Consider the following 24,492-nt stretch of genomic DNA (forward strand, 5'->3'; position numbering starts at 1 on the left):
GGCGGACGCGGGTGTGCGGCTACTGCTCCGGGGTGCGCCTGCGGTGCGCGGCGGCCTCGCTGCGGCCGGTCGCCAGGTGCTTGAGGGCCAGCTCCTCGACGCGCGGCACGTCCCGGGCCTCGATCGCCTCGTACAGCTCCTCGTGCTCCTTGGCGACGCCGGAGATGTCGTCGTGCTGGCCGAGCAGCCATCGCATGCGGCTGCTCAGGGTGCGGCCGAGCTCGTTCAGGAGCTCGTTGTCGGCGAGCGCTGTCACCGTCTCGTGGAAGTCGGCGGCGGCCCGGCGCGCGGGCACGGCATCGCCCTTGGCCGCCGCCCTCAGCTCGGCGTCCAGGTCCGCCCGCAGCCGCGCGAGTCCCGCGCGGGTGCGCCGCTGGGCGGCGAGACGGAACGCCAGCATCTCCAGGGCGGCCTTGACCTCGTCGAGGTCCTCGACGTCGGAGGCGGTGAACTCACGGACCACCGCCCAGCTCCGCGGGCGCGGGGTGACAAGACCCTCGTTCACCAGGTCCTTGAGGGCGTCACGGACGGGCAGGCGGCTCACCCCCAGCTCGGCCGCCAGTTCCCGCTCCACGAGCTTGCTGCCCGGCGCCCGCACACCGTCGAGAATCTGATCGCGCAGCGTGCGCGTGACCCGCTCCGACTCGGGTTCAAAAGTGTCATCCCCTGCCATGACCACTATTCTCGCACCGCGGCGCAGGTCATTGGGCCGTACCCCACCCTCGGCGGAAGGCAGAGGACGGGAGTCCGGGCCACGGTCAGCCGGCCGGAGCATCGGAGCCGGTCTCCTGCTGGTCGAGGATGGCGACCGCGGTGGCCGCCGCGGCGCCTGCGTCCCCCTCCTCGACGGCCCGGTGCAGGTCCTCGTGCGACGTGTCGTTGCCGCTGAGGGTGTGCTTCATGCACTGGTCGGCCTTGACGCTGTCGCGCAGGGCGTCGCTCATGCCCCGGTAGAGGTTCTGCAGCACGGGGTTGTGGGAGGCCTCGGCGATGCGGAGGTGGAAGTCGACATCGGCATCCGCGAAGGCGTCCACGTCGGCGTTCCGGCTCGCGTCGGCCCGGTCGTCCAGGGCCTTCTGCATCTGCTGGAGATCGTCCGCCGTACGCCTCGTCGCGGCGAGCCGGGCGGCGACGATGTCCAGGCCGCGGCGTACGTCGATGATGTCCTGGGCGGCGGCGCGGTCCAGCTGGCGGCGCAGCGCGACCTCGGCCTCGTCGGTGGCCGTCACGAAGGTCCCGTTGCCCTGACGGGTCATCAGCAGGCCCGAGTGCACCAGGACGCGCACGGCCTCGCGCACCGACAGGCGGCTGACACCCAAGGTCTCGGCGAGCCGGCTCTCGGACGGGATCTTGTCGCCGAGCCGCCAGGTGCCCGTCGCGATCTCCTGTCGCAGCGCGGCGATCACGGTGTCGACGAGCGACGGACCCCGTTCCACGTTTTTCATCCCAACCCCTTCTCTAGTCATCTGATGACCTGATAACTCTAACGGTCGGTTCGTCTCCAACGAAGGAGTAATGCCGTCATGACGCACATCTTGTTCACAGCCATACGTCTGGACGGCGGGCAGCCCCGCGACGTTCTGGTCGCCGACGGGCGTATCGCCGCCATCACCCCTCCCGCCCTGCCTGAAGAGTACGAAGTCGTCGACGGCGGCGGCGCCTTGGCCCTGCCCTCGCCGGTCGACGCGCACATCCATCCCGACAAGACCACCTGGGGCCAGACCTGGCTCAGCCGTGCTCCCGCGTCGAGCCTGCGGGACCTGATCGACGGCGATGTGGCCGCGCGAGCCGCCATGCCGACGCCGGTCGAGTACCGCGCCGGTGCACTCATGGACCGTGCCATCACCCGCGGCACCCGCGCCATGCGTGCGCATGTCGACGTCGCGCCCGTCCACGGGCTGTCCAATGTGCACGGCGTCCGTGCCGCCGCGGCCTCGCGCGCCGACCTGCTCGATGTGCAGGTGGTGGCCTTCCCCCAGCTCGGCCTGCTCACCGAGCCGGGAACAGCCGGGCTTCTCGAGAAGGCCCTGTCCGAGGGCGCCGACGTGCTCGGCGGACTGGATCCGGTGGGCGTGGACGGGGACCTGCACGGGCAGTTGGACGTCCTGTTCGGCCTGTCCGAGAGGGCGGCCGTGCCGCTGGACATCCACCTGCACGACGGCGGCCCGTCCGGTATCGAGCAGGTCACCGAGATCGCCCGCCGTACGGTGACGCTCGGCATGCAGGGACGCGTCACGGTCAGCCACGCCTTCTGCGTCGCCGATCTCGCCGGCGACGAGCTGACGCGGGTCGGCGAGATCCTCGCCGCCGCTGGCGTGTCCCTGACGACCTGCGCCCTGGGAGCCGACCCCGTCGTCCCCTTCGATCCGCTGGGCGAGCTCGGAGTGCTGGTCGCGGCGGGCTCCGACGGCGTACGCGACCCGTGGACCCCGTTCGGCGACGGCGACATGATCACGCGGGCCCATCTCCTCGCGTACCGCACGGACGCCCGCACGGACGCCGAACTCGCCGCGTGCTACGCCGTCGTGGCCCACGGGGGCGCCGCGCTCCTGGGCCTGGAGCGGACGGAGCTGCGCGTCGGTGACCCCGCCGACTTCGTCCTGCTTCCCGGCGACTCGGTGGCGCAGGTCGTCGTGGACCGGCCCGTCCCGTCCCTCGTCGTCCGCGCGGGCCGTGTGATCGCCCGCGATGGACAGCTGGTCGACGGCGGGCAACAGCGCGCCGCGGGCGACCGACTCGTCGAAAGGGCCTCCCGATGATGCGCCGCGCTCTCCCCGTGATCGGGCTCGTCCTGACGCTCGCCGCCTGCACCTCCGGAGCTCGACAACCGCAGCAGGGCGCCGCCCCGGCGAAGCTCGACCTCAAGACCACCACCCCCGCCGCTGCCAAGGGGCTCGGCAAAGTGACGTGGAACCTCCCCTACGAGCCGCAGACCCTGGACCCGATCCGCTCGTTCAACTACGCGGAGAACACCGCCCTCGCCAACATGTGCGAGAGCCTCCTGCGGCTGACCCCGGACTTCAAGATCAAGCCGGGTCTGGCCGTCAAGGCCGCCAACCCGACTCCCACCACCTGGGTGTACACGATCCGCAAGGGCGTGACGTTCTGGAACGGCGATCCGCTGACCGCCGACGACGTCGCGGCGAGCCTGCGCCGACACCTCGACCCGAAGCTCGGCACCTGGTGGGGCGACTACTTCAACACCGTCAAGTCGGTCCGCGCCACCGGCTCCACGCAGGTCACGGTCACGCTCAAGCAGCCCGATGCCCTGTTCAACCAGGCGATGGCCACCGGCGCCGGTGCCATCGTGCAGAAGAAGTTCCTCGACAAGGCCGGCAAGTCGCTCGGCTCGCCGTCCAGCGGCGTGATGTGCACCGGGCCGTTCACGTTCCATGACTGGAAGTCGGGCGACTCGATGACGCTCAACCGCAACGACCACTACTGGGACAAGGCGCTCAAGGCCAAGTCCGAGTCCCTGGTCCTGCGGTTCATCGCCGACGAGACGACCGCCGTCAACGCCCTGCGCTCCGGCGAGGTCGACGGGCAGTACTTCTATCTGCCGCCCGCAGGTCTCGGTCAGCTCCAGAAATCCACCACCGGGTCGGTGACCCTGGGCCGTTCCCTCACCTTCTGGGCGCTGCTCGGCTCGGCGAAGTCCGGCCCCTACGCCGACCCGAGGGTGCGCCAGGCCCTGTCGCTCGCGCTGGACCGCGCGGCGATCTCCAAGGTCGTCTTCCAGGGCACGGCCTCCCCCCAGCGAGCGCTGACGGGCAGCGACTACTGGGGCTACGAGCGCAAGACGTATCAGAAGGCCTACGAGGCCCTTCCGCCCGAGACCACCGATCTCGCGAAGGCCAAGGAGCTTCTCGTCCAGGCGGGCTCACCCACGAAGCCCATCGTGATCGGCGTCCAGGGCAGTTCGGCCGTGCACGAGCAGACCGCCAACCTGCTGAAGGCCACCGGCGAAGCGCTCGGCCTCGACATCGAGATCAGGGTCGTCCCGGTCGAGCAGTACGGCAACCTCTACAGCGATCCCAAGGCGCGCAAGGGCATCGACGCCTTCCTCAGCACCTGGTACGGCAACGTGCCCGATCCGCTGGACATCTACACCGTGTTCCGCAACGGCGGGCGGACAAACTTCAGCGACTACAAGGCAGTTGACGCAGCCATCACCAAGGCGCGGGCCGAGGGCGATCCGGCAGCACGGGCCTCGCTCGTCACCGGGATCCAGGAGAAGGTGACCCGTGACGTCGTATGGATGCCGCTCAACAACCTGCCCGTGATCCTCTACATGAACAAGCGGGTCACCGGCGCCGTGCCGTCCTTCCCCTACCTGTACTACCCGTGGGCCGCAGGGCTGGGGGCCAGATGATCACCTACCTGCTACGGAAGCTGATCGCGCTGGCCGTGGTCCTGGTCGTCGCCTCGTTCCTCGTCTACGGACTGCTCTACCTCGTACCCGGTGGACCGATGGCGTTCCTGCTCGGCAACCGCAGCGGCACGCCCGAGCAGATCGCCGCCATCCGGGCCCAGTACCGGCTCGACGACCCCTTCCTGGTCCGCTACGCGGCGTGGCTCGGTGACGCCGTGCGCGGTGACTTCGGCAGCTCCCTGGTGTACCGGCAGCACGTCTCTGGCCTGATGGCCGCCCGCGCCGCGACCACCGCGTTCCTGGTCGGCTACTCCACCGTCCTGATCGTCGTGGTCGGTGTGGCGGGCGGTGTGCTGGCCGGGTTGCGCCGGGGCCGGGTGGACGCCGTCATCAGCGCGGTCTCCTCGGCGTTCCTCGCCACTCCGACGTTCGTGATCGGTGTGCTCCTCGTGATCGTGTTCGCCCTGGGCCTGGGCTGGTTCCCGGTGTTCGGGCCGGGGGAAGGCCTGTTCGGTCGGCTGTATCACCTGACGCTCCCGGCGATCACCCTCAGCCTCGGCAGCGCCGCCTTCCTCGCCCGCATCACCCGCGCCTCGGTCCGCGAGGAGCTGGGGCGCGAGCATGTGGAGACCGCCCGCAGCCGGGGCATCGCCGAAGCACTCGTGATCCGCCGGCACGTGCTGCGCAATGCGTCGATCCCGGTGATCACCGTCACCGGTCTGACCGTGGCCGGTCTCATCGCCGGCTCGGTCGTGGTGGAGAACGTGTTCGCCCTCGACGGCCTCGGTTCCCTGTTCGTACGGGCGATCCTGCAGCGCGACTTCGCGGTCGTACAGGCCGTCGTCCTCGTTCTCGTCGCCGCCTTCGTCCTCATCAACCTCGTGGTGGACCTGTGCTACAAAGCCCTCGACCCGCGGATGTCCCGATGACCGCCGTGGCCACCCGCGTGCGCGGGACACTCGGGCGGTTCAGCCCGTCCCGTGCGGCGCGTGCCCTCGGTATACCTGGTGTCGCCGCGGCGGCACTGATCGCCGTGGTGCTGACGGTCACGCTGCTGGCACCCGTCCTTGCTCCCTATGACCCCGACCAGCCGGACCTGTTCAACTCGCTGGCCGGTTCCTCGGCCGCGCACCCCCTGGGCGGCGACGCCCTCGGCCGGGACGTGCTCTCACGGCTGATGTGGGGCGCCCGTACGACGTTGAGCGGGCCGGTCCTCATCATCTGCCTGTCGACCGTCGTCGGCACCGCGCTGGCGGTCACCGCGGCGTGGGCGGGCGGCAAGGTGGACGCGGTCGTCTCGCGCCTGCTGGACGTGCTGTTCGCGGTCCCGGGCATCGTCTTCGCCCTGATCACCGTGGCCGTACTCGGCCCCGGCGTCACCGGCGTCGTCCTCGGCCTCGCCGTCGCCTACACCCCGTACGTGGCCCGGGTGGTGCGCAGCGCGGCGCTGCGGGAGCGCAACATGCCCTATGTGGCGGCGGCCTGGGTCCAGGGCCGGTCGGCGTTCGCCATCTGCGTACGCCACCTGCTGCCCAATCTGCGGCCGATCATCGTCGCCCAGTCGGTGTCCGCCCTGGGCTTCGCGGTCATCGACCTCGCGGCGATCTCCTTCCTGGGGCTCGGCGTGCAGCCGCCGACCGCCGACTGGGGGCTGATGGTCAAGAGCGGACTCGACAGCGCGACGCGCGGACAGCCGCTGGAGGCGCTGGGTGCGGGCCTGTTGATCGTGCTGGTGGTCGCCGCGGTGATCGTGCTCGGCGACCGCCTCGGCAAGGAAGGTGACCAGCGGTGAGTCTCCTGAAGCGCGAGAGGGATCAGCCGGAGGAGAGTCAGGCGGAGAAGGGCCTGTCCGGGGGCAGTCTGCTCGATCTGCGAGGGCTTGGACTGGCGGTCCCGGCCGGCCGGGACTGGCGGCCCCTCGTCGAGGAGGTCGACCTGTCGATCGGCCGGGGCGAAGCCGTGGGCCTGGTCGGCGAGTCCGGTTCGGGCAAGTCCATGACGGCGCGGACGATCCTCGGACTGACACCGCCGGGAGCGCGCGTCACCGGTGACATCGTCTTCGACGGGATCCGGGTGACCGGCATGGAGCGGCGGGCGCTGCGCGGTCTGCGGGCCCGGCGCATCGCGATGGTCTTCCAGGATCCGCGGGCCCACATCAATCCGGTGCGCAGCATCGGCGACTTCCTCACCGAAGCCATGATCGCCAACCTGGGCGTGCCCGCCCCGGAGGCGAGGGCGCGGGCGGTGCGGCTCCTGTCGGACGTCGGCATCGCAGACGGCGAGCGCCGGATGCGCCAGTATCCGCACGAGCTGTCCGGCGGGCTTCTGCAACGCGTCATGATCGCGTCGGTCCTTGCCGTCGAGCCCGATCTGGTGCTGGCGGACGAGCCGACCACGGCCCTGGACGTCACCACGCAGTCCGAGGTCATGGCCATCCTCGACGAGCTGCGGCGGGAGCGCGGCATGGCCATGCTGCTGATCACCCATGACCTGGAGCTGGCGGCGGCCACCTGCGACCGGCTCGCCGTCATGTACGCGGGCCGGATCGTGGAGACCCAGGCCGCCGGCGCGCTGACGGCCACGCCCCGGCACCCGTACACCTCCGGGCTGATGCTCTCGCGGCCGAGCATCGATCAGGTCGTCCACCGGCTGCCGGTCATCCCCGGCAGGCCGCTTGCCGCCTTCGAGGCGGACGACGGCTGCGCGTTCGCCCCGCGCTGTGCGCATGCGCGGCCGTACTGCGCGGACGGGCGCCCGGCCGTGGTGGAACTGGAGGGGGCGCGCGTGGCGTGCACGCGGGCCGGCGAACTCACCTTGCAGGGAGAGTCATGAGCGACTTCGTGATCGAGGCGGCTGGTCTGCGCAAGGAGTTCGGGCAGGCGGTCGCCGTCGACGACGTCTCCTTCACGCTCTCGCGCGGCCAGTCGCTGGCGGTGGTCGGCGAGTCCGGCTCCGGCAAGACGACGGTCGCGCGGATGCTGGTCGGCCTGGAGACCCCCTCCGGCGGATCGATCAGCGTGTGCGGCCGGCCGCGTCGCGGCGGGCGGGTGTCATCGGCGGAACGCCGCAGGCGCGCCCGGGAGATCCAGATCGTGTTCCAGGACCCCTACTCGTCGCTCGACAAGCTCCAGCGGATCGGCGACGTCGTGGAGACCAGCCTCGCGCTTCATTTCCCGCTGACTCCCGCCGAACGGCGCAGGCGGGCCCTGGAGCTGCTCGAAGCGGTCGGACTGGCCGAGCGGCATGCGAGCATGCTCCCCCGCCAGCTCTCCGGCGGGCAGCGGCAGCGCGTCGCCATCGCCCGCGCCATAGCCGTCGAGCCGGAGGTGCTCGTACTGGACGAGGCGGTGGCGGCGCTCGACGTGTCCATCCAGGCGCAGATCCTCAATCTGCTCGCCGACATCCGCGAACGCAGCGGCATCAGTTACGTGTTCATCTCGCACGACCTCGCCGTGGTCCACCAGATCAGCGACTTCGCCGTCGTGATGTCCGGCGGTCGGATCGTCGAGCGCGGAGACACCCGCGACCTGCTGCGCGACCCCCAGGAGGAGTACACCCAGGCATTGCGCGCGGCGGTACCACGCCCGGGCTGGAAGCCGACTCGCAGGCAACCGGCCTGAGCGTCGTCAGGGGAGTGGCGGCCGGACCTCGAAGGCGGCGCCCGCCACTCCCCCGGTCCCGTTCAGGAACCGACCGTCGCCCCCACCGGCGCGCGCCGCACGACGTCCACCAGCGACCGGTCAGTGATCTTCAGCGCGGGGGACACGGCGAGCGGGCCCGCGCACGCTCGGCGGGCACGTCAGGCAGGGGGCGGCGATGGCGACGCTGATGGATGTGGCGCGCGCGGCGGGGGTGTCCAAGGCCACGGCCTCAAGGGCGCTGCAGCGCCCCGAGCTGGTCGCGGAACCCAGCCGTCTGCGCGTGCTGGACGCCGCACAGCGCCTGGGCTTCCACCCCAACGCCGCCGCCCGCGCGCTCACCACCGGGCGGACGGGGCTGGTGGGCCTGGTCGTGCCGACGCTCTCCAACCCGTTCTTCGCGCCGCTCGTGATGGGCGCCCAGCAGACCGCCGAGAAGACCGACCATCACCTCCTGATCGCCGTCTCGGAGTACGACCCCACGCGTGAGGCGGAGCTCGCCGACCGGCTCGCGGAGCAGGCCGACGGGCTGATCATGGTCACGCCGGTGGGCACCGACGCCGCGCTGCGGGAACGCGCGCGACGCTTCCCCCTGGTACTGGTCGACCGCCAGGTGGGCCAGCTGCCCGCAGTCGTGGCCGACACGGCGACGGGTCTGGCCCAGCTCATGGACCATCTCCTCGACCAGGGACACCGGGACATCGCCTACCTCTCGGGCCCCGCCGGTTCCTGGGCCGACGGGCAGCGGTCCGCGGTCCTGACGCAGCGCGCGGAGCAGGCGAAGGCCCGGTTGCATGTCCTGGGCCCGCTGCCGCCCACGTTCGACGCGGGGATAGAGGCCGCCCGCGCCCTCCCCCGCGGCGCCACGGCCGTGCTCGCCTACAACAGCTATCTGACGCTCGGGCTGCTGCACGGACTCGCGGCGGCGAATCGCCGGGTGCCCGAGGACGTCAGTCTGGCCGCGGCCGACCACCTGAGCAGCCTCAGGTCCACGACGCCTCCCGTGAGCGCGCTCGACGTCCCGGTGGAGGAGGTGGGCGCACTGGCCGTCACGCGCCTCATCGACCTGCTCGCGGGCCACCACGTCACGGTCACCTCCCGCCTGCCGTCCCGGCCGGTCCTGCGCGCGTCGACGGCTCCGCCCGCGGCGTCCGCGCCCAGGTAGAGCCCCAGTGCCACTTCACCCGGTGCCGGTCAGCGCGTCCAGGTAGTCGTCCACAAGCTCTGTCTGGCGGCGGGGCGGGAACGCCTCGGGGTCGAACAGGGCCTGCACCACCAGGCCGAGCACGAACGCCTGGGCGCCGGCCGCGATGCGCGCCGGGTCCCCATCGGGAAGTTCGCCAGCCTCCTGAGCGGCCTCGACCAGGTCGCGCAGCTTGTCGCGGCTTCGCGCGTACTTGCCGGCGTAGTCGTCGCTCAGCCCGGGGTCCGCGAGCGCGGTGTCCCAGGAGGACACCCAGATCCGGTTGCTGTCAGTGGCCTCCCCCGTCAGGGGCAGGATGCCCATCAGGGCGGTCTTCAGTGCGGCCAGGCCCTCCCCCGCGGCAGGCCGGGGGCGCGAGACGGTCCGCTGCTCGAGCAGGTCGAGGGCGTACGCGACCAGGTCGCGCTTGGCCGGGAAGTAGTGGGTGAGCAGGCCGGTGGACGCGTCGAGTTCGGCGGCGACGGCGCGCATGGTCAGGCCGCCGAATCCGTGCGCGACCAGCACCCGCCAGACCGCCTCGGAGACGTCGCGGCGACGGGCCTCATGGTCCCCCTTGGTACGTGGCATGCTGCTACGGTACATAGCCAAAACGCTTGTTGTGTGAATGAGGTCCCTGATGTTCTCTCTCCCCCTGCGGGACGACGCCCGTCTCGCCCCGCTCGAGATATGGCACGCCGAGGAGTTCGCCGCCCACCTGGACCGGGCTCGCGAGCACATCCGGCCGTGGGTCGGGGCGGGGTTCATCACCGTCGACGTCGACGGGGCGCGGGCCACACTGCGCCGGTACGCCGAGCGCCAGGCCGCGGACGGCGGCCGCCTCTACGGCATCTGGCTCGACGGCACGCTCGTCGGCGGCGTCATGTTCGTGGACTTCGACGCCGCCTCCGGTTCCTGCGAGATCGGCTGCTGGCTGGAGCCGGGAGCCGAGGGCCATGGCCTCATCACACCGGCGTGCGGCACCTTGCTGGACTGGGCTTTCACCGCACGGGGCCTGCACCGCGCCGAGTGGCACTGCCGGGCCGACAACGAACGCAGCGCCGCGGTGGCCAAACGGCTCGGCATGACACTCGAAGGCGTTCAGCGCGAGTCCTGGCCGTACGACGGCACCCGTCACGGCACACAGCTCTGGGCGATCCTCGCTCCGGAGTGGCGCGCCGCCCAGTAACCACGACACCGCACGCCCGGGACTGGCGAACCCAGTAGCCACCCCACCGCGGCGCCCCCTCGCTCACCGCGCACACGTTCCGGTGGTGCGGGACGGCGCGCGATCATGTTCGGCTCGACCGCCTGCCTCATTCGGCAGGTTTGCACTTCCAGGACGCGAAATCGCCCCCTTCGCGCCGTACCTGGCCACCACTCCCGGCTGCTTGCCTTGTGGGTGCAACGAGGAGCTTTCGTACCACCGATCGCTTCGCCCACCCTCGTTCACCTCCTGGGAGGGAATGTGTCCGTGTCGGACAGCGCCTCCGGACCCGCGAGCGACGAAGAAACCTGTCCGCCATGTCACCCCTCGTCGAGCGGTACGTCCAGGGGCTCAGCACCTGGGTGGCCGGCAAACACGAGTGGCACGCCACGAACAGCCACCGCTACCACCTGCCGAACTACTGGTAGCCCGCGCTCCGGCCCAGCCACTCGGACCCCCCGAAGGCTCCACCCGCTCCACCCGACTGACCCGACTGACCCGATCGACCGTCAGATGCACTGCGAGGAGTACCTGTTGACCACCGCTCCCCACGTCACCTCGGCCGCACCGGTGCCGACCCAGTCCACGTACCAGTCCCGTGTCGCCGAATACTGGAACGCCGAGGAAAACCCGGTCAACCTCGAACTCGGCAAGATCGACGACCTGTACCACCACCACTACGGGATCGGCCCCGCGGACAACTCGGTGCTCGACGAGCCCGACCCCGCGCGGCGCAACGACCGGCTCACCGCCGAACTGCACCGGCTCGAACACGCCCAGGCGAACTTCCTCGCCGACCGCCTCGGGCCACTCGCCCCCACAGACCGGGTCTTCGACGCCGGCTGCGGACGCGGCGGCGGCAGTGTGGTGGCGCATCTGCGGTACGGCTGCCAGGTCGACGGCGTCACCATCTCGGCCAAGCAGGCGGACTTCGCCAACGCCCAGGCCGCCGAACGCGGCATCGACGGCCAGGTCCGCTACCACCACCGCAACATGCTCGACACCGGTCTGCCGACCGGCGCGTTCGCCGCGTCGTGGAACAACGAGTCGACCATGTACGTCGAGCTGGAGCTGCTCTTCGCCGAACACGCCCGGCTGCTGCGCCGCGGCGGCCGCTACGTGGTCATCACCGGCTGCTACAACGACAGTTACGGCCAGGCGTCGCGCGAGGTGTCCCTGATCAACGCCCACTACATCTGCGACATCCACCCACGGTCGGAGTACTTCCGCGCCATGGCGCGCAACCGCCTGGTCCCCGTGCACGTCGAGGACCTCACCGAGGCCGCGCTGCCCTACTGGGAACTGCGCAAGCAGGCCGACCATCTGGTCACCGGCATCGAGGACACGTTCCTCACCGCGTACAAGAACGGCAGTTTCCAGTACCTGATGATCGCTGCCGACCGCGTCTGAATCCGGCCCCGCCCTGAGCCCTGATCCGGTGCCGTCAGCGTGAATTGACCTTCGTGGGGTAGGAAGGCAAGGCCCGCACAGCGGGCGCACGGATTACGCGGAACAGGGAAAGGGCGGTCGGATCATGGCGCTGGAGCAGGCGGCCCAAGGAGTGGTTCAGGCGGTCGTCATCCACAACGGACGCCTGCTCCTGGTGGAACAGCCGAACGGCAGGGCACTGCCGTCCGGCGTTCCCGAGCCCGCCGAGTCGGCGGAGGCTACCGCCGCACGACTCGTGTACGAGCTCACCGGCTACCTCGTCGACGGTTCATCGACGCTCGAACCGGAGGCGGCGCAAGCAGACTCGGGGCCGGCTGTTCTGTGCCGGCTGCTGACCGAGGACCCCTCGGACGGAGCGCGGCTCGCGCCGGAGCAGATCCGCTGGGTTCCGGTCGCGGAGGCGGTCGACATCACGCCGCGCGGAGTCGTCCGCAACTACTTGGAGGGCCACACGCCCGTGTGAACCCTCCACGCGTATGGGCCGGACCTCGTCACGGGGCCCAGCGGCCGTTGGCCTTGCGGTGATCGTGGGGCTGCTGGGACTTACCGGGCACCTGGTCCTTCGCCTGCTTGACGGCTGCCTGCGGGATCTGCGAGTGGAAGTACAGCAGCTTTCCCTGCCCTCGGGCGCCTATGCCGTGGTGCCCTTTCGCCGGTGAGTTCTTGCTCATGACTCGGCACCTCGCCATCTCACGTCGGCTTCGCGGGTCCGGATGTCCCCGGTCGCGCATTCCGTAGATTTCACGGTACGCCGCTCCTGACGATGACGACGGGTCGAGCTGAACCCATCCCGCAGGACTCGGGACGCGTTACCCGTCGGTCGGCCGTATCCGCCCTGCGTGTCCCGGTGATCAATGCGACGCTGACATCGTGCATACCTCCGATCTGACTCCCGAAATCCGTGCCGCCCTGAGCAAGGAGCGGCCGTATCCCGCGATCACGTTGGTCACGCCCACCGATCCGGATTTCCCCTTCAGCGACAAGGACCGAATCCTCATCCGCGACCTGGTCACCGAGGCCAAGCGGCGGCTGGTGGACGACCCGGACGTGGAGCGGGAGACGAGGTTGGAGCTGCGGGATCAACTGCTGGATCCCGCGGAGATCGAGCGCGCGACCGATCCTTTCCATCCGGACGACGCCATGGTCGTTTATGTGGCCGTGAACGAGCCGGTTCAGGTATGGCGGATGACATCGCTCGCACCGGTGGAACCCCGCGTGGAATTCGGCACCGCATTCCTGACGCGGTACCTGGTGGCTGCCGAGCAGCGTTCCCGCCCGTACCTGGTTCTTGTCCTCGACCAGGAGATGTGCCGTCTGTACCACGGGTCTGTACGACGGCTGCAGGAAGTGGAGAAGAACGGGTGGCCGGACAAGCCGCAGATCCCGTCGCCCGAGGATGCGATTCCCGGGTCCATCCCCCACGCCACGCCGTACGAGGGGCATGAGGAGCGGGTCGAGCAGTTCCTGCGGACCGTGGACAAACGGCTGGGGCAGTCCTTCGAGGAGCACGACGGACTGCCGCTGTTCGTCATCGGCGGCGACAAGATCCTCTCGACGTTCAAGAGCATCACCCGCTACGGGAATCTGATTGCCGGGACATTGCCGCTCACGGGCATGGACAAGGAATCGGCCCAGGATCTGGAGAAGCGGCTTCAGCCGGTCCTCGCAGACTTCTACGCGCAGCAGGTCGCCGAAGCCGTCTCCGAGCTGAGCGAAGCGCGTGGACAGGGCAAGTACGTCGGCGGCGCGCCGGAGGTGTGGACCTCGGTCGCCGACAAGCGCGTGCGCCGCCTCGTGCTGGAAGAGGGGCTGGCGCTGGCGGGCCGCATCACCGAGGCCGACCGCGTACTGGAGCTCGTGGACGTACCGAAGCCGGTGACGTTGCCGGACCCGAAGAAGGACATGGAACCGTCGGCGCACGCACTTGGTGTGGCCACCGACATCGTCGAGCGACTCGTGGACAACGCGATCGCGGCCGACGCCCAGGTTCTGTTCGTGCCCGACGGGACGCTCCAGGAGGCCGGCGGCGTGGCGGCGCTGCTGCGGTACTGATCCCCACCGGCCAAAGCACGCGAGACGGGAGCCCTCGGTGAGGGCTCCCGTCTCGCGTGTCTGTCTTCGAGCAATCTAGAGATACGGGGAACCGGAAACATCAATCACGTGTGTATGGCGCTCGCCGCGTGTCATTTCCACCCTCGGACCCGGCGCGACGACGGCGGTACGGCCGTCCGCGAAGGTCACTTGGTAGAGATCCCGATTCGTACCGGAGATGATCTCATCGACCCTCACGGTCCGGTCACCCTTGACGCTGTGCAGGGTCAGATAGTCGCCCTTCTTGGCTTTCATGTGATCAGCCTCTAATGCTCACAGCTTCCGACGCCTCTGATGTGGGGCATCGATTCCACTCAATCCCGGTGGCTGCCGATCCGCAAGCGGAGCGGAAATTGCTCACCTTCACCTGGCCCCAGCTCCACCGGCCTCGATGCCGCTTTGTGCTAAAGATAGTTTTTGCCCGAATGCGGGGAGATCCGGTCGAGAGAAGGTGCAGTGGTACTAGCAGTCGCTCAAGAGACCATGGCGCGATGGCAGTTCGGCATCACCATCGTCTACCACTTCCTCTTCGTCCCGCTGACGATCAGTCTGGCCTCCGTCGTGGCGGGCTTCGAGACGGCCTGGGTGCGGACGGGCAAGGCAAAGTATTTCCACGCCACGAAGTTCTGGGGCAGGCTCTTTCTCATCAACATCGCGATGGGCGTCGTCACCGGCATCGTCCAGGAATTCCAGTTCGGCATGAACTGGTCCGACTACTCGCGCTTCGTCGGCGACGTTTTCGGCGCACCTCTGGCGATGGAGTCGCTGATCGCCTTCTTCTTCGAGTCCACGTTCATCGGTCTGTGGATCTTCGGCTGGGACAGACTTCCCAAGAAGCTGCACTGCGCGTGCATCTGGCTGGTCGCCATCGGCACCTTGCTCTCCGCGTACTTCATTCTGGCGGCCAACTCCTTCATGCAGCACCCCGTCGGCTACCGGATCGACAAGGAGTCCGGACGGGCCCAACTCACCGACATCGGCCGGGTGTTGTTGCAGAACACCACGCAGACCCAGATGTTCCACACCGTGACCGCGGCGTTCCTCACCGGCTCCGCGCTGGTGATCGGCATCTCCTCATACCACCTGCTGCGCGCCAAGCGCGGCAGGGAGACCAACCGCCGGAACATCGCGCCGATGCGTACCTCACTGCGGGTCGGCCTGATCATCGCGGTCGTCGCGGGCCTCGGCACCGCAATCAGCGGTGACCGGCTGGGCAAGGTCATGTTCGATCAGCAGCCGATGAAGATGGCCGCCGCCGAGGCGCTCTGGGACACGCAGGCTCCCGCCCCCTTCTCGATCTTCGCGATCGGCGACGTCTCCGAGGGCCACAACAGGGTCGCGCTGGAGATCCCGGGCCTCCTGTCCTTCCTCGCCAAGGACAACTTCCACTCCCCCGTCCCCGGCATCAACGACAGGGCCCGTCAGGAGGCGGCCGAATTCGGCGGTGAACCGGAGAACTACATCCCGAACATCTTCATCACGTACTGGGGCTTCCGCCTCATGATCTTCTTCGGGATGACCAGCTTCGTGGTCGGCCTGATCGGGCTGTGGACCACCCGGCGCAAGTTCTGGCTGACCCAGGCGCGCAAGACCGACGACGACGAGCCACCCATGCTGATGCTCACGAACAAGGTCGAGATGAACGCCTTCTTCACCAAGTGGAGCTGGCGGGTCGGCATCCTCACCATGGCCTTCCCGCTGGTGGCCAACAGCTTCGGCTGGATCTTCACCGAGATGGGCCGCCAGCCCTGGGTGGTCTACCAACTGATGCGCACCTCCGAAGCCGACTCCCCCAACGTGAACACCGGCACGGTGATCGGCTCGATGACCGCGTTCACCGCGCTCTACGCGGTTCTCGCGGCGATCTGGGTGAAACTCATGGCCAAGTACGCCATGGCCGGCCCGGACTCAGGCGAGCAGCCGCCGACCAAGGACCCGACCTTGCGCGGGCCCTCCGCAGGGGACGCCGACCAGCCCCTTGCCCACGCGTACTGAGGACGAATCGTCATGCACCTCCACGATCTCTGGTTCATCCTGATCGCCGTCCTGTGGATCGGCTACTTCTTCCTCGAGGGCTTCGACTTCGGCGTCGGTGTCCTCACCAAGCTGCTGGCCCGCAACGGCACCGAGCGCCGAGTCCTGATCAACACCATCGGCCCGGTGTGGGACGGCAACGAGGTCTGGCTCATCACGGCAGCTGGTGCCACCTTCGCGGCCTTCCCGGACTGGTACGCCACGATGTTCAGCGGCTTCTACATTCCACTGCTGATCATCCTGTTCTGCCTGATCGTCCGGGGCGTGGCCTTCGAGTACCGCGCCAAGCAGTCCGGTGCGCGCTGGCAGCGCAACTGGGAGGAGGCCACGTTCTGGACCTCCTTGCTGCCGCCCTTCCTCTGGGGCGTGATCTTCGCGAACGTGGTCCGCGGCCTCGCGATCGACGCGGACAAGTCGTACGTGGGCGGCCTGGGGGATCTGTTCAACGGTTACGCGATCCTCGGCGGCTTCATGACGCTGGCGCTCTTCGTCTGCCACGGCGCGGTGTTCGCGGCGCTGAAGACGCTCGGCGAGATCCGTGACCGGGCCAGGACCCAGGCGACCCAACTGGGCGCCGTGGCGGGCCTGTTGCTGATCGCCTTCCTGCTCTGGACGCAGGCGGACTCGGGCAACGGCCGGAGCCTGGGTGTGATGGTCGTGGCGTTCGTGGCTCTGGTCGGGGCGCTCGTCATGACCCGGCTCGGCCGCGACGGCTGGGCGTTCACACTGTCGGGGCTGACCGTCGTGGCGGCGTTCGCGACCCTGTTCCTGGCCCTGTATCCGGACGTCATGCCGTCGACGCTCGACCCCGACTGGTCGCTGACGGTCTCCAACGCCGCTTCGTCGTCGTACACGCTGAAGGTGATGACGATCGTCGCGGCGGTGTTCACGCCGATCGTGCTGATCTACCAGAGCTGGACGTACTGGGTCTTCCGCCGGCGGATCGGCGTCCAGCACATTCCGGCGGGCCACTGACCATGCGACCTGTCGATCCCCGGTTACCGGCGTATGCCCGCACCACCCGAGCCTTCCTCGCCGGCTCCGTGATCCTCGGCGGGGTGGGCGCGGCCCTCCTCGCGGCAGGCGGACGCCCTGGTTGCCGCGGGCGACGATGCCTCCGGGCCGGTGGCGCCCATTGATCAACCGGCATAGCCTGACTAAACGTACCATTTGTCGGCCTTATGCCCGTAATCGCATGGTCGAAGGGTTGAGTGTCTTGAGCATCGACAGCGAGGCGCCGGAAGAGCTGGAACCCAGGGTGGGACCGATCGCCAAGGAGGATCCGGAGTATCACCCTTACCACCACCCGGCCGCCGGCTGGGGTGCCGCGAAGAGCGTGACCCAGTTCCTCGTGCGCGAGCGTGAGCTGGTGGACGGCCCACGCGCGATCATGAGGATGAACCACGAGAACACAGGCTTCGACTGTCCCGGTTGCGCGTGGCCGGACGACACCAAGGGCCTGAAGCTCGACATCTGCGAGAACGGCATCAAGCACGTCACGTGGGAGATGACGCGCAAGCGCGTCGAGCCCGAGTTCTTCGCCGCCCACACGGTCACCGAGCTGTTCGAGTGGAGCGACTTCAAGCTCGAGGACCAGGGCCGGCTGACCGAGCCGATGGTCTACGACCCCGACACGGACCACTACGTCCCGATCAGCTGGAAGGACGCGTTCGAGCTCGTCGGCAGCACACTGCGTGGCCTCGAGAACCCGAACCAGGCCTCCTTCTACACGTCCGGCAGGCTCGGCAACGAGGCCACGTTCCTCTACCAGTTGATGGCCCGTGAGCTGGGCACGAACAACCTGCCCGACTGCTCGAACATGTGCCACGAGGCCAGCGGCCGCGCCATGGAGGCTTCGCTGGGAACCGGCAAGGGAACCGTCGACCTCAAGGACTGGGAGAGCGCCGACGCGCTGTTCATCATGGGCGTCAACGCCGCCTCCAACGCGCCCAGGATGCTCACCGCGCTCGCCGAGGCGTACCACCGCGGCGCGCAGATCGTGCACATCAACCCGCTCGTCGAAGCGGCCGCCACACGCACCATCGTCCCGCACGACTTCATGGACATGGCGCTGTTCAAGACGACGAAGACCAGCACCCTGAACCTCCAGGTGCGGATCGGCGGCGACCTGGCGCTCCTGCGCGGCATGGCCAAGGCGGTGCTGGAAGAGTCCAAGCTGGACCCCAAGGCCCTGGACCAGGAGTTCATCGACCGCCACACCACCGGCTTCGATGCCTACCGGGAGCTGTGCGAGAACACGTCCTGGGAGGAGCTGGAGAGGCAGTCCGGGGTCAGCCGCGACGACATCCTCAAAGCGGCGCGCGTGTACTGCGATGCCGACCGCAGCATTGTCAGCTGGTGCCTGGGTGTGACCCAGCACGAGCACGGCGTCGACACCGTCCGCGAGATCATCAACCTCCTTCTGCTGCGTGGCAATCTGGGACGTGAAGGGGCCGGCCCCTCCCCCGTACGCGGCCACAGCAACGTCCAGGGGAACCGCACCTGCGGCATCGATCACCGACCTGACGACGCGTTCCTCGACCGCCTCGCCGAGTACTGCAAGATCGACCCGCCGCGTGAGCACGGCCTGGACACCGTCGGCACCATCCAGGCCATGCGCCGGGGTGACGTGAAGGTGTTCGTCGGCATGGGCGGCAACTTCGCGCTCGCCGCACCGGATTCGCCGGTCACGTTCGAGGCCCTGCGCAACTGCGACCTCACGGTCCAGGTGAGCACCAAGCTCAACCGCAGCCACCTCGTGCACGGCCGCCAGGCGCTGATCCTGCCGTGCCTCGGCCGCACCGAGAAGGACCACCAGCGCAAGGGCATCCAGAGCACGTCCGTCGAGGACTCGATGAGCATGGTGCACATGTCCATCGGCATGAAGCGCCCCGCGTCGCCGCACCTGCTGTCCGAGCCCGCGATCGTCGCCGGCATGGCCCGCGCGGCCCTGCCCGCCAGCCCCACGCCGTGGGAGTGGTACATCGAGGACTACGACCGGATCCGCGACACCATGTCCCAGGTCCTCGACGGGTTCGAGGACTTCAACCGCCGCGTGCGCCTGCCCCTGGGCTTCCGCCTCAAGCAGCCCGCCCGCGAACTGGTCTTCCTCACCCCGTCCGGTGGCGCGGAGTTCTCCGACGCCGCCCTCCCCGACGTCGTACCGGCGCCCGGCACCCTGGCACTGGGCACCATGCGCTCGCACGACCAGTGGAACACCACCATCTACTCGGACAACGACCGCTACCGCGGCGTCAAGAACCTGCGTGAGCTCGTCTTCATGAACAAGGACGACATGCGCGAGCGCGGCATCTCCGAGTTCGACCCCGTCGACATCACCAGCACCGCCAGGGACGGCAGCCACCGCTACCTCAACGGCTATCTCGCCATCCCGTACGACATCCCGCGCGGCTGCGCGGCCGGGTACATGCCCGAGATGAACGTGCTGTGCGCACTCGTCGACTACAGCACGCAGAGCGACCAGCCGATCATGAAGCACGTCAAGGTGACCATCGAGGCGGCCACCTGAGCGGGACGTACATAGGCGGGGCCTCGGCCGGGCTGACGACCGGCCGGGGCTCCGCCGCGTTCGGCAGCAGCGGACAGGACCGGCGGGAGCAGAGTCCGTCGGCCCTCACCTCGTGACGCTGCGTCACACGGCTTGTCGGATTCCGAGGTGCCGCAGCGCGGACCTCGCCGCGCCGGCGCCGCACATGCCGTGTGCGCCGGGGCCGGGCGGGGTGGCGGCGGAGCAGATGAACACGCCGGGCAGGCCGGTGCCGTAGGGGTCGAGCGCGGGGCGCGGGCCGAGGAGGAGGTGCGGGACCGTCTGCGCTCCCGTCATGATGTCGCCCCCGACGAAGTTGGGGTTGGCCGCGGCGAAGTCGGCGGGCCGGGTGACGTGCCGTCCCACGATGCGTTCACGTACGCCGGGGGCGAAGCGCTCGATCTGGCGGAGGATCGCCTCGGTGGCGTCCGCGTCGTAGCCGTACGGGACGTGGGCGTAGGCCCAGACAGGGTGCACGTCGCCGACCGAGCGGGTGGGGTCGGCCAGGTACTGCTGGCCGACCAGGACGAAGGGGCGCTCCGGCATCCGTCCGGCCACGACGTCCCGCTCCCCACGTGCCACGTCGGCGAGCGGCCCCCCGAGGTGGACGGTGCCGGAGCGTCGTGCGTCCGCGTTCGTCCAGGGCACGCCGCCTTCGACGGCCAAGTCGATCTTGAAGGCGCCGGGGCCGCGGCGGAAGTGCCGGTAGGCGGATCGCACGCGGGCGGGAAGACGGTCGCCGTAGATGCGGGCGATCTGGCCGGGGTCGAGGTCGAGGAGGGTCACATCGGCCGGCGGGATCTGCGAGGAGCGGGTGATGCGCACGCCGGTGTGGATCGTGCCGCCGTGTTCGCCCAGTACGATCTCGAGGCTGCGGGCGATGGACTGTGACCCGCCCTCGGCGACGGCCCATCCGGCGGTGTGACCGGCTGTGAGGATGCCCAGGCCGATCGCCGAGGTGAACGGGTGGGTCAGCGGGCGGAACGCGTGCGCCGCGACACCGGCCCACAGGGCTTGCGCCTGGGGGGTTCTGAAGAGCCGTGCGAGGACGGTGGCGGGCAGGGGGGTCGGCAGGCCGAAGCGGGCGAGCAGCAGCGGGTGCGTCGGGATCCGCAGCAGGGGGCGCAAGACGTCCTGGGCGAGCGCGTCCCAGTGGCGCACCGGCGTTTCGAAGAGTGCCCGATACCGTCCGGCGTCGGCGCCGAGCATGCGGGCGGTGTCCTCGACGGACCGCATCAGCACCCCCGCGCTGCCGTCGTCCAGCGGGTGTACGCAGTCGATGTCCGCCGACTTCCAGCGCAGGCCGTGCCGTTCGAGGTCGAGTGAGCGAAGCGCCGGCGAGGTGACGGCCATGGGGTGGATGGCCGAGCAGTGGTCGTGCAGGAGGCCGGGCAGGATGGCCTCGTGGCTGCGGGTGCCGCCGCCGACCTCGTCCGCGGCTTCCAAGAGTGTGACCTCGAGGCCCGCTTTCGCGAGCAGGGCCGCGGCGGCGAGCCCGTTGGGCCCGCCGCCGACGATGACGGCGGACGTCATGACGCCGTGCCCATGGGTGGCGGACCCACGACGGAGCCGTCCGCGTCGGGCACCGGCCGCAGCGGGTGCAGGGACCGCACCTCGCAGACCGGGCAGTCCGGGCCGTCGGTGGGCCAGGGCCCCCGGGTCACCATGTCGTGCACCTTGACGTGACCGCGTTCCAGCAGGCCGAGGGCGGTGTCGTGGACCTCATAGGTCCGAGTCTGCCGGTGGATGGGACGACCTGCCGCCCGACGGCCGGAGACCTCCCGGCCGTACGCGACTTCGTGGCGGCGACGCCGGGTGGCCGGCGCAAGCCGGGCTGCGCGGTCCTCACGTGACGAATCGCTCGCGCCCGCCGCTCACTTGCCGGTGCCGACGGGGTCGACCGTGATGGCAGGGCCGGAGCCGTCGGACACGGGAACGTTGATGCTCACGGGCAGGGTGTGGGAGTGCGTCTCGTTGGGAGGGGTGACGACGAGGCTGGTGAAGGTGACACCGGAGCCGCCGGAGTCGTTCGACGGGTAGTGCAGCGTGAAGCGGGTCTCCTCGCCCGCCTTGACGCTGACGCTCGGCGGGGCGAGCTTGCTGCGCTCGGCGCTGACGGTGCCGTCCTTGCCCTTGAGGTCGGCACCGGGGAATCCCTTGAGAGTGCAGGTGGCGGAACCGGTGTTCTTGAGGTTCACGATGAGCGTGCCCTCGGCCATCCCGCCGGAGCTGCTGAAGGCGAGCTGGGAGGTCTGGCAGGAACCCGTACCCGTGCCCGAGGCCGCTCCGGAGGAGCCCCCGGTGCTCGCGTCCGATCCCGCCGTGCCGGTGCCCTTGCCGGTGGTTGCGCTCCCGCCGCCGGAGTCCTGGGAACCGGAGCTCTGCGAACCCGAGCTCTGGGCGGAAGAGGAGGAGTCGTCCGACCCGGCCGAGGAGTCGCCGCCGCTCTGGCAGGCGGTGAGCGAGAGGCACGCGGCGACGGCGACGGCGAGGAGGGAGAACTTCTGGACGCGCATGGGGGGATCCCTTTCAGGGTGTGTCCGCTCACTCGTCTTGAGCGAGCCGTACTGATCACTTGCAGATCGGTTGAAGATCGGTTGCTGATCACCAGTTGATCACTTGCCGATCATTGAGACCCTGGCGGCACGGGGACCGTTCCGTTCAACCACCCTCTAATACATGCCTGTTACAGACGCATGCGGGCGGACCGTGGGCTCCGCCTCCTCCTGAGCGGCCTCGCACAGCCCGCCCGCGTCCGTGAGCAGGTCGCGTACCGGGGTCGTCGGCGCGAGCGTCAGGCCGGTGAGGACATGGCCGGCCGAGACGGCCTTGAGGACCAGGACGCAATCCTGGCGAGCAACTCGTCGTCGTATCCGACCAGCCGCTTCGTGACAACCGAGATGCGGCCGGAGAGACCGAGCAGGCCCGCGGCGCGGACGACCAGCCTCGCGACCTGGTCCACCACGCACTCGCGGCCCTGCTCGGGGACACTCCGAAGGATCCGTGGCGTCAGATGCGCTTCACCGCAGAGGCTCCTCCATGACGTCGGTTCAACTCACGGCTGGAGCTCCGCGACATCCGCGACCACGCAGCCGACGTTGTCGGGACCTCCGATGCCGTTGACGAGGGCCACCAGGGCGCGGACCGTCTCGTCGGGCTCCCTGGTCTCGGCGAGCACGCGCAGGATGGCTTCGCCCGGCACGACGGTGGACAGTCCGTCGGAGCAGAGCAGATACCGGTCTCCGTGCTGCGCATCGTGCAGGCGCATGTCCGGGGTCTCGTCGGCTCCTTGCCCAAGGGCCCGCGTCAGCAGCGACCGCTGGGGGTGGGAGAGGGCCTCTTCGGGGCTGATGCGCCCTTCGTCGACCATCGACTGGACGAGCGTGTGATCGTGCGTGATCTGGAACAGCTCTCCGGCGCGCAGGAAATAGACGCGCGAGTCACCGATATGCACGAGGGCCAGCTGCGCTCCGGTCCAGAGCATCGCGGTCAGTGTCGTCCCGGCCTCTGCCCGTGAGGCCTCGTCGGACGAGGAGCCGGTCGGCGGAAGGCCGTGCACGGCCCGCTTGGCGTCTTCGACGGCGTCTTCGAGGACGTTGAGGAGTTCACCTGCGGGGACGCTGTCGGTTTCGAAGCGCTTGAGTACGTCGACAGCCGCGGCGCTGGCGGTGGCTCCACCGCTGCCGTAGCCATCGGCGACGGCGAGCACGCGGGGCCCGGCGTACGCGGTGTCCTGGTTGCTCTCACGGACGAGGCCCGTGTCGGACAGGGCCGCGTAACGGATTCCCAGGGGCTTGGCGGTCGTGGGCATGGTGGGGTCCTTCCAGGACAGATGGTCGATGAGGAAGGTGGCCAGGTCCCGCCGTGCGGCGGTGTCGGCTTCGACCTGGGCCCAGAACGCGCGGATCTCCTGCGCCGCCCCGGCCGCATCCAGCGTGCGGACGTGCTGGATGCGGGCCAGGGGCATTCCCAGACGCCGGAGCCAGGCGACGAGTCGGGCCTGGTCGAGCTGGTCCGGTGCGTAGAGGCGGTAGCCGGTCACCGGGTCGACACGAGCAGGGTTCAGCAGGCCGAGCTCGTCGTACAGACGAAGCGCCTTCGGCGACAGCCGGGACGCCTTCGCGAACGCGCCGATGGTCAGCAGCCCCATGCTCGCTCTCCTCCTCATGCCGAGCACGTCGCCCGGCCCCACCGATGCTGTGGCTTCCCCCAAGGTGAAGGTCAACTGTCGCGCGGGCTCAGTCGGCAGGGACGACCCATCACCTGGTCGACAGCCTTTCACCCATGGCTACGCGTGAGCCTGCGATCAGGCCTTGAGGCCGCTGCTCGGTAAGGTGCTTGCCGAAATTCGTTTCGGGCGCCGTGATGGGTGCACCTACCCTGACCCGGTGACGACTCAGGTGATCGTGTTGAACGGTGGGTCCAGTGCGGGCAAGTCCGCAATCGCCCGGTCTCTGCAGGCGGTGCTGCCGGATCCGTGGCTCGCCTTCGGGATCGACTCGCTGATCGAGGCGATGCCCGCGTCCATGCGGGAATCGGGCGACGGACTCGACATCGCCGAAGACGGCGGAGTCGGTGTCGGATCGGTCTTCCGGGAGCTGGAGGCGGCATGGATGCAGGGGGTCGCCGCGACGGCCGGAGCGGGCGCCCGGATCATCATCGATGACGTCTTCCTCGGCGGAGCCGAGTCCCAACAGCGGTGGCAGCAGGCTCTGGGCGGGCTGGACGTGCTGTGGGTGGGGGTCAGGTGCGACAGCAAGGTCGCCGCAGGCCGCGAGATCCTTCGCGGGGACCGGGCCCAGGGAATGGCCGCATCGCAGGCGGAGACGGTCCACCGGGGCGTTGTCTATGACCTGGAGGTGGACACCACCCACACGGAGTCCCTGCAGTGCGCGCGCACAATCGCCGCCCAGGTCACGTCATCTTCTGTGGGACGGCCTGAGCACGGTCTCCATGAAGGCGCCGTTTAGGGTG

At 69.4% G+C, this 24,492-nt stretch carries 25 protein-coding genes and 1 pseudogene; 17 read left to right on the top strand and 9 right to left on the bottom strand.

What is annotated here, in order from left to right; all coding sequences use genetic code 11:
- Positions 1-19: 19 nt before the first annotated feature.
- Both OG456_RS41850 and OG456_RS41855 read right to left on the bottom strand, forming a co-directional pair.
- Complete coding sequence (locus tag OG456_RS41850; protein WP_116504812.1) at positions 20-673, bottom strand: GntR family transcriptional regulator; 654 nt, start codon at positions 671-673, stop codon at positions 20-22.
- An 85-nt stretch (positions 674-758) separates the two neighbouring features.
- Positions 759-1,445: a FadR/GntR family transcriptional regulator gene (locus tag OG456_RS41855; protein ID WP_266570309.1), complete on the bottom strand. Its 687-nt coding sequence runs from the start codon at positions 1,443-1,445 to the stop codon at positions 759-761.
- Positions 1,446-1,523: 78 nt separating this feature from the next.
- Here OG456_RS41855 and OG456_RS41860 point away from each other — a divergent pair, with 78 nt between their 5' ends.
- The 7 genes from OG456_RS41860 (at position 1,524) to OG456_RS41890 (ending at position 9,175) form a co-directional block, all read left to right on the top strand.
- On the top strand, positions 1,524-2,759 hold the full coding sequence (locus OG456_RS41860; RefSeq protein WP_266570310.1) for an amidohydrolase family protein: 1,236 nt from the start codon (positions 1,524-1,526) through the stop codon (positions 2,757-2,759).
- Entirely contained in the window at positions 2,756-4,372 is a 1,617-nt protein-coding gene (locus tag OG456_RS41865; RefSeq protein ID WP_266570311.1) for an ABC transporter substrate-binding protein, read from the top strand. The genes OG456_RS41860 and OG456_RS41865 overlap by 4 nt, the downstream gene beginning before the upstream one ends.
- Positions 4,369-5,301, top strand: a complete 933-nt coding sequence (locus tag OG456_RS41870; RefSeq protein ID WP_266570312.1) for an ABC transporter permease — start codon at positions 4,369-4,371, stop codon at positions 5,299-5,301. Before OG456_RS41865 ends, OG456_RS41870 begins: the two co-directional genes overlap by 4 nt.
- The gene (locus tag OG456_RS41875) at positions 5,298-6,164 is read left to right on the top strand and encodes an ABC transporter permease (RefSeq protein ID WP_266570313.1); all 867 of its coding nucleotides are present in this window, start codon (positions 5,298-5,300) and stop codon (positions 6,162-6,164) included. The genes OG456_RS41870 and OG456_RS41875 overlap by 4 nt, the downstream gene beginning before the upstream one ends.
- Positions 6,161-7,204 carry an ABC transporter ATP-binding protein gene (locus tag OG456_RS41880; RefSeq protein WP_323136444.1) on the top strand — a complete coding sequence of 348 codons (1,044 nt, stop codon included), beginning with the start codon at positions 6,161-6,163 and terminating at the stop codon, positions 7,202-7,204. The genes OG456_RS41875 and OG456_RS41880 overlap by 4 nt, the downstream gene beginning before the upstream one ends.
- Complete coding sequence (locus tag OG456_RS41885; protein WP_266570314.1) at positions 7,201-7,992, top strand: ABC transporter ATP-binding protein; 792 nt, start codon at positions 7,201-7,203, stop codon at positions 7,990-7,992. Before OG456_RS41880 ends, OG456_RS41885 begins: the two co-directional genes overlap by 4 nt.
- Positions 7,993-8,188: 196 nt before the next feature.
- Positions 8,189-9,175, top strand: a complete 987-nt coding sequence (locus OG456_RS41890; RefSeq protein WP_266570315.1) for a LacI family DNA-binding transcriptional regulator — start codon at positions 8,189-8,191, stop codon at positions 9,173-9,175.
- 15 nt (positions 9,176-9,190) lie between these two features.
- Here OG456_RS41890 and OG456_RS41895 read toward each other — a convergent pair whose 3' ends face one another.
- The gene (locus OG456_RS41895) at positions 9,191-9,781 is read right to left on the bottom strand and encodes a TetR/AcrR family transcriptional regulator (RefSeq protein ID WP_266570316.1); all 591 of its coding nucleotides are present in this window, start codon (positions 9,779-9,781) and stop codon (positions 9,191-9,193) included.
- A 49-nt stretch (positions 9,782-9,830) separates the two neighbouring features.
- Here OG456_RS41895 and OG456_RS41900 point away from each other — a divergent pair, with 49 nt between their 5' ends.
- The 4 genes and pseudogenes from OG456_RS41900 (at position 9,831) to OG456_RS41915 (ending at position 12,309) form a co-directional block, all read left to right on the top strand.
- Complete coding sequence (locus tag OG456_RS41900; RefSeq protein ID WP_266570317.1) at positions 9,831-10,379, top strand: GNAT family N-acetyltransferase; 549 nt, start codon at positions 9,831-9,833, stop codon at positions 10,377-10,379.
- 326 nt (positions 10,380-10,705) lie between these two features.
- Positions 10,706-10,825: pseudogene (locus OG456_RS41905) on the top strand (cyclase); the annotation flags it as partial.
- A gap of 106 nt (positions 10,826-10,931) precedes the next feature.
- Complete coding sequence (locus OG456_RS41910; protein WP_266570318.1) at positions 10,932-11,807, top strand: geranyl diphosphate 2-C-methyltransferase; 876 nt, start codon at positions 10,932-10,934, stop codon at positions 11,805-11,807.
- Between the two features lie 124 nt (positions 11,808-11,931).
- Entirely contained in the window at positions 11,932-12,309 is a 378-nt protein-coding gene (locus OG456_RS41915; protein WP_266570319.1) for an NUDIX hydrolase, read from the top strand.
- A gap of 28 nt (positions 12,310-12,337) precedes the next feature.
- On the opposite strand, the gene OG456_RS41920 is transcribed toward OG456_RS41915, so the two are convergent.
- Complete coding sequence (locus tag OG456_RS41920; protein WP_266570320.1) at positions 12,338-12,517, bottom strand: hypothetical protein; 180 nt, start codon at positions 12,515-12,517, stop codon at positions 12,338-12,340.
- 199 nt (positions 12,518-12,716) lie between these two features.
- Here OG456_RS41920 and OG456_RS41925 point away from each other — a divergent pair, with 199 nt between their 5' ends.
- Positions 12,717-13,898: a hypothetical protein gene (locus tag OG456_RS41925; RefSeq protein WP_266570321.1), complete on the top strand. Its 1,182-nt coding sequence runs from the start codon at positions 12,717-12,719 to the stop codon at positions 13,896-13,898.
- Positions 13,899-13,973: 75 nt separating this feature from the next.
- On the opposite strand, the gene OG456_RS41930 is transcribed toward OG456_RS41925, so the two are convergent.
- Positions 13,974-14,192 carry a DUF1918 domain-containing protein gene (locus tag OG456_RS41930; RefSeq protein ID WP_266570322.1) on the bottom strand — a complete coding sequence of 73 codons (219 nt, stop codon included), beginning with the start codon at positions 14,190-14,192 and terminating at the stop codon, positions 13,974-13,976.
- A 201-nt stretch (positions 14,193-14,393) separates the two neighbouring features.
- On the opposite strand from OG456_RS41930, the gene OG456_RS41935 reads away from it, so the two are divergent.
- From OG456_RS41935 to OG456_RS41945, 3 genes are all read left to right on the top strand, one after another.
- Positions 14,394-15,932 carry a cytochrome ubiquinol oxidase subunit I gene (locus OG456_RS41935; RefSeq protein WP_266570323.1) on the top strand — a complete coding sequence of 513 codons (1,539 nt, stop codon included), beginning with the start codon at positions 14,394-14,396 and terminating at the stop codon, positions 15,930-15,932.
- 12 nt (positions 15,933-15,944) lie between these two features.
- Entirely contained in the window at positions 15,945-16,946 is a 1,002-nt protein-coding gene (cydB, locus tag OG456_RS41940; protein ID WP_266570324.1) for a cytochrome d ubiquinol oxidase subunit II, read from the top strand.
- 283 nt (positions 16,947-17,229) lie between these two features.
- Positions 17,230-19,500, top strand: coding sequence for an FdhF/YdeP family oxidoreductase (locus tag OG456_RS41945; RefSeq protein ID WP_266570769.1), 2,271 nt, complete (start codon positions 17,230-17,232; stop codon positions 19,498-19,500).
- Between the two features lie 123 nt (positions 19,501-19,623).
- Here the strand turns inward: OG456_RS41945 and OG456_RS41950 are convergent, their stop codons facing one another.
- Positions 19,624-21,051 carry an NAD(P)/FAD-dependent oxidoreductase gene (locus OG456_RS41950; protein ID WP_266570325.1) on the bottom strand — a complete coding sequence of 476 codons (1,428 nt, stop codon included), beginning with the start codon at positions 21,049-21,051 and terminating at the stop codon, positions 19,624-19,626.
- Positions 21,048-21,266 (bottom strand): DUF3556 domain-containing protein, encoded by a 219-nt coding sequence (locus OG456_RS50940; protein WP_354006146.1) that lies wholly within the window; start codon positions 21,264-21,266, stop codon positions 21,048-21,050. The genes OG456_RS41950 and OG456_RS50940 overlap by 4 nt, the downstream gene beginning before the upstream one ends.
- On the opposite strand from OG456_RS50940, the gene OG456_RS41960 reads away from it, so the two are divergent.
- The gene (locus tag OG456_RS41960; RefSeq protein ID WP_266570327.1) at positions 21,189-21,371 is read left to right on the top strand and encodes a hypothetical protein; all 183 of its coding nucleotides are present in this window, start codon (positions 21,189-21,191) and stop codon (positions 21,369-21,371) included. The two genes, OG456_RS50940 and OG456_RS41960, sit on opposite strands and share 78 nt — an antisense overlap.
- 21 nt (positions 21,372-21,392) lie before the next feature.
- On the opposite strand, the gene OG456_RS41965 is transcribed toward OG456_RS41960, so the two are convergent.
- Positions 21,393-22,034, bottom strand: coding sequence for a DUF4232 domain-containing protein (locus OG456_RS41965; protein ID WP_266570328.1), 642 nt, complete (start codon positions 22,032-22,034; stop codon positions 21,393-21,395).
- Between the two features lie 539 nt (positions 22,035-22,573).
- Entirely contained in the window at positions 22,574-23,668 is a 1,095-nt protein-coding gene (locus OG456_RS41970) for a MerR family transcriptional regulator (protein ID WP_266570329.1), read from the bottom strand.
- Positions 23,669-23,906: 238 nt separating this feature from the next.
- Between OG456_RS41970 and cpt the strand changes: the two genes are divergently transcribed.
- Positions 23,907-24,488, top strand: a complete 582-nt coding sequence (cpt, locus tag OG456_RS41975; RefSeq protein ID WP_266570330.1) for a chloramphenicol phosphotransferase CPT — start codon at positions 23,907-23,909, stop codon at positions 24,486-24,488.
- Positions 24,489-24,492: the final 4 nt, after the last annotated feature.

Origin of the sequence: Streptomyces sp. NBC_01446 (assembly GCF_026340095.1) — a bacterium.
Classification (GTDB): domain Bacteria; phylum Actinomycetota; class Actinomycetes; order Streptomycetales; family Streptomycetaceae; genus Streptomyces; species Streptomyces aureus.

Bases quoted from the DNA above. Each gene is read 5' to 3' on its own strand.
- OG456_RS41850 (WP_116504812.1), bottom strand. From the start codon at position 673: ATGGCAGGGGATGACACTTTTGAACCCGAGTCGGAGCGGGTCACGCGC.
- OG456_RS41855 (WP_266570309.1), bottom strand. From the start codon at position 1,445: ATGAAAAACGTGGAACGGGGTCCGTCGCTCGTCGACACCGTGATCGCC.
- OG456_RS41860 (WP_266570310.1), top strand. From the start codon at position 1,524: ATGACGCACATCTTGTTCACAGCCATACGTCTGGACGGCGGGCAGCCC.
- OG456_RS41865 (WP_266570311.1), top strand. From the start codon at position 2,756: ATGATGCGCCGCGCTCTCCCCGTGATCGGGCTCGTCCTGACGCTCGCC.
- OG456_RS41870 (WP_266570312.1), top strand. From the start codon at position 4,369: ATGATCACCTACCTGCTACGGAAGCTGATCGCGCTGGCCGTGGTCCTG.
- OG456_RS41875 (WP_266570313.1), top strand. From the start codon at position 5,298: ATGACCGCCGTGGCCACCCGCGTGCGCGGGACACTCGGGCGGTTCAGC.
- OG456_RS41885 (WP_266570314.1), top strand. From the start codon at position 7,201: ATGAGCGACTTCGTGATCGAGGCGGCTGGTCTGCGCAAGGAGTTCGGG.
- OG456_RS41890 (WP_266570315.1), top strand. From the start codon at position 8,189: ATGGCGACGCTGATGGATGTGGCGCGCGCGGCGGGGGTGTCCAAGGCC.
- OG456_RS41895 (WP_266570316.1), bottom strand. From the start codon at position 9,781: ATGCCACGTACCAAGGGGGACCATGAGGCCCGTCGCCGCGACGTCTCC.
- OG456_RS41900 (WP_266570317.1), top strand. From the start codon at position 9,831: ATGTTCTCTCTCCCCCTGCGGGACGACGCCCGTCTCGCCCCGCTCGAG.
- OG456_RS41915 (WP_266570319.1), top strand. From the start codon at position 11,932: ATGGCGCTGGAGCAGGCGGCCCAAGGAGTGGTTCAGGCGGTCGTCATC.
- OG456_RS41920 (WP_266570320.1), bottom strand. From the start codon at position 12,517: ATGAGCAAGAACTCACCGGCGAAAGGGCACCACGGCATAGGCGCCCGA.
- OG456_RS41930 (WP_266570322.1), bottom strand. From the start codon at position 14,192: ATGAAAGCCAAGAAGGGCGACTATCTGACCCTGCACAGCGTCAAGGGT.
- cydB (WP_266570324.1), top strand. From the start codon at position 15,945: ATGCACCTCCACGATCTCTGGTTCATCCTGATCGCCGTCCTGTGGATC.
- OG456_RS41950 (WP_266570325.1), bottom strand. From the start codon at position 21,051: ATGACGTCCGCCGTCATCGTCGGCGGCGGGCCCAACGGGCTCGCCGCC.
- OG456_RS41965 (WP_266570328.1), bottom strand. From the start codon at position 22,034: ATGCGCGTCCAGAAGTTCTCCCTCCTCGCCGTCGCCGTCGCCGCGTGC.
- OG456_RS41970 (WP_266570329.1), bottom strand. From the start codon at position 23,668: ATGGGGCTGCTGACCATCGGCGCGTTCGCGAAGGCGTCCCGGCTGTCG.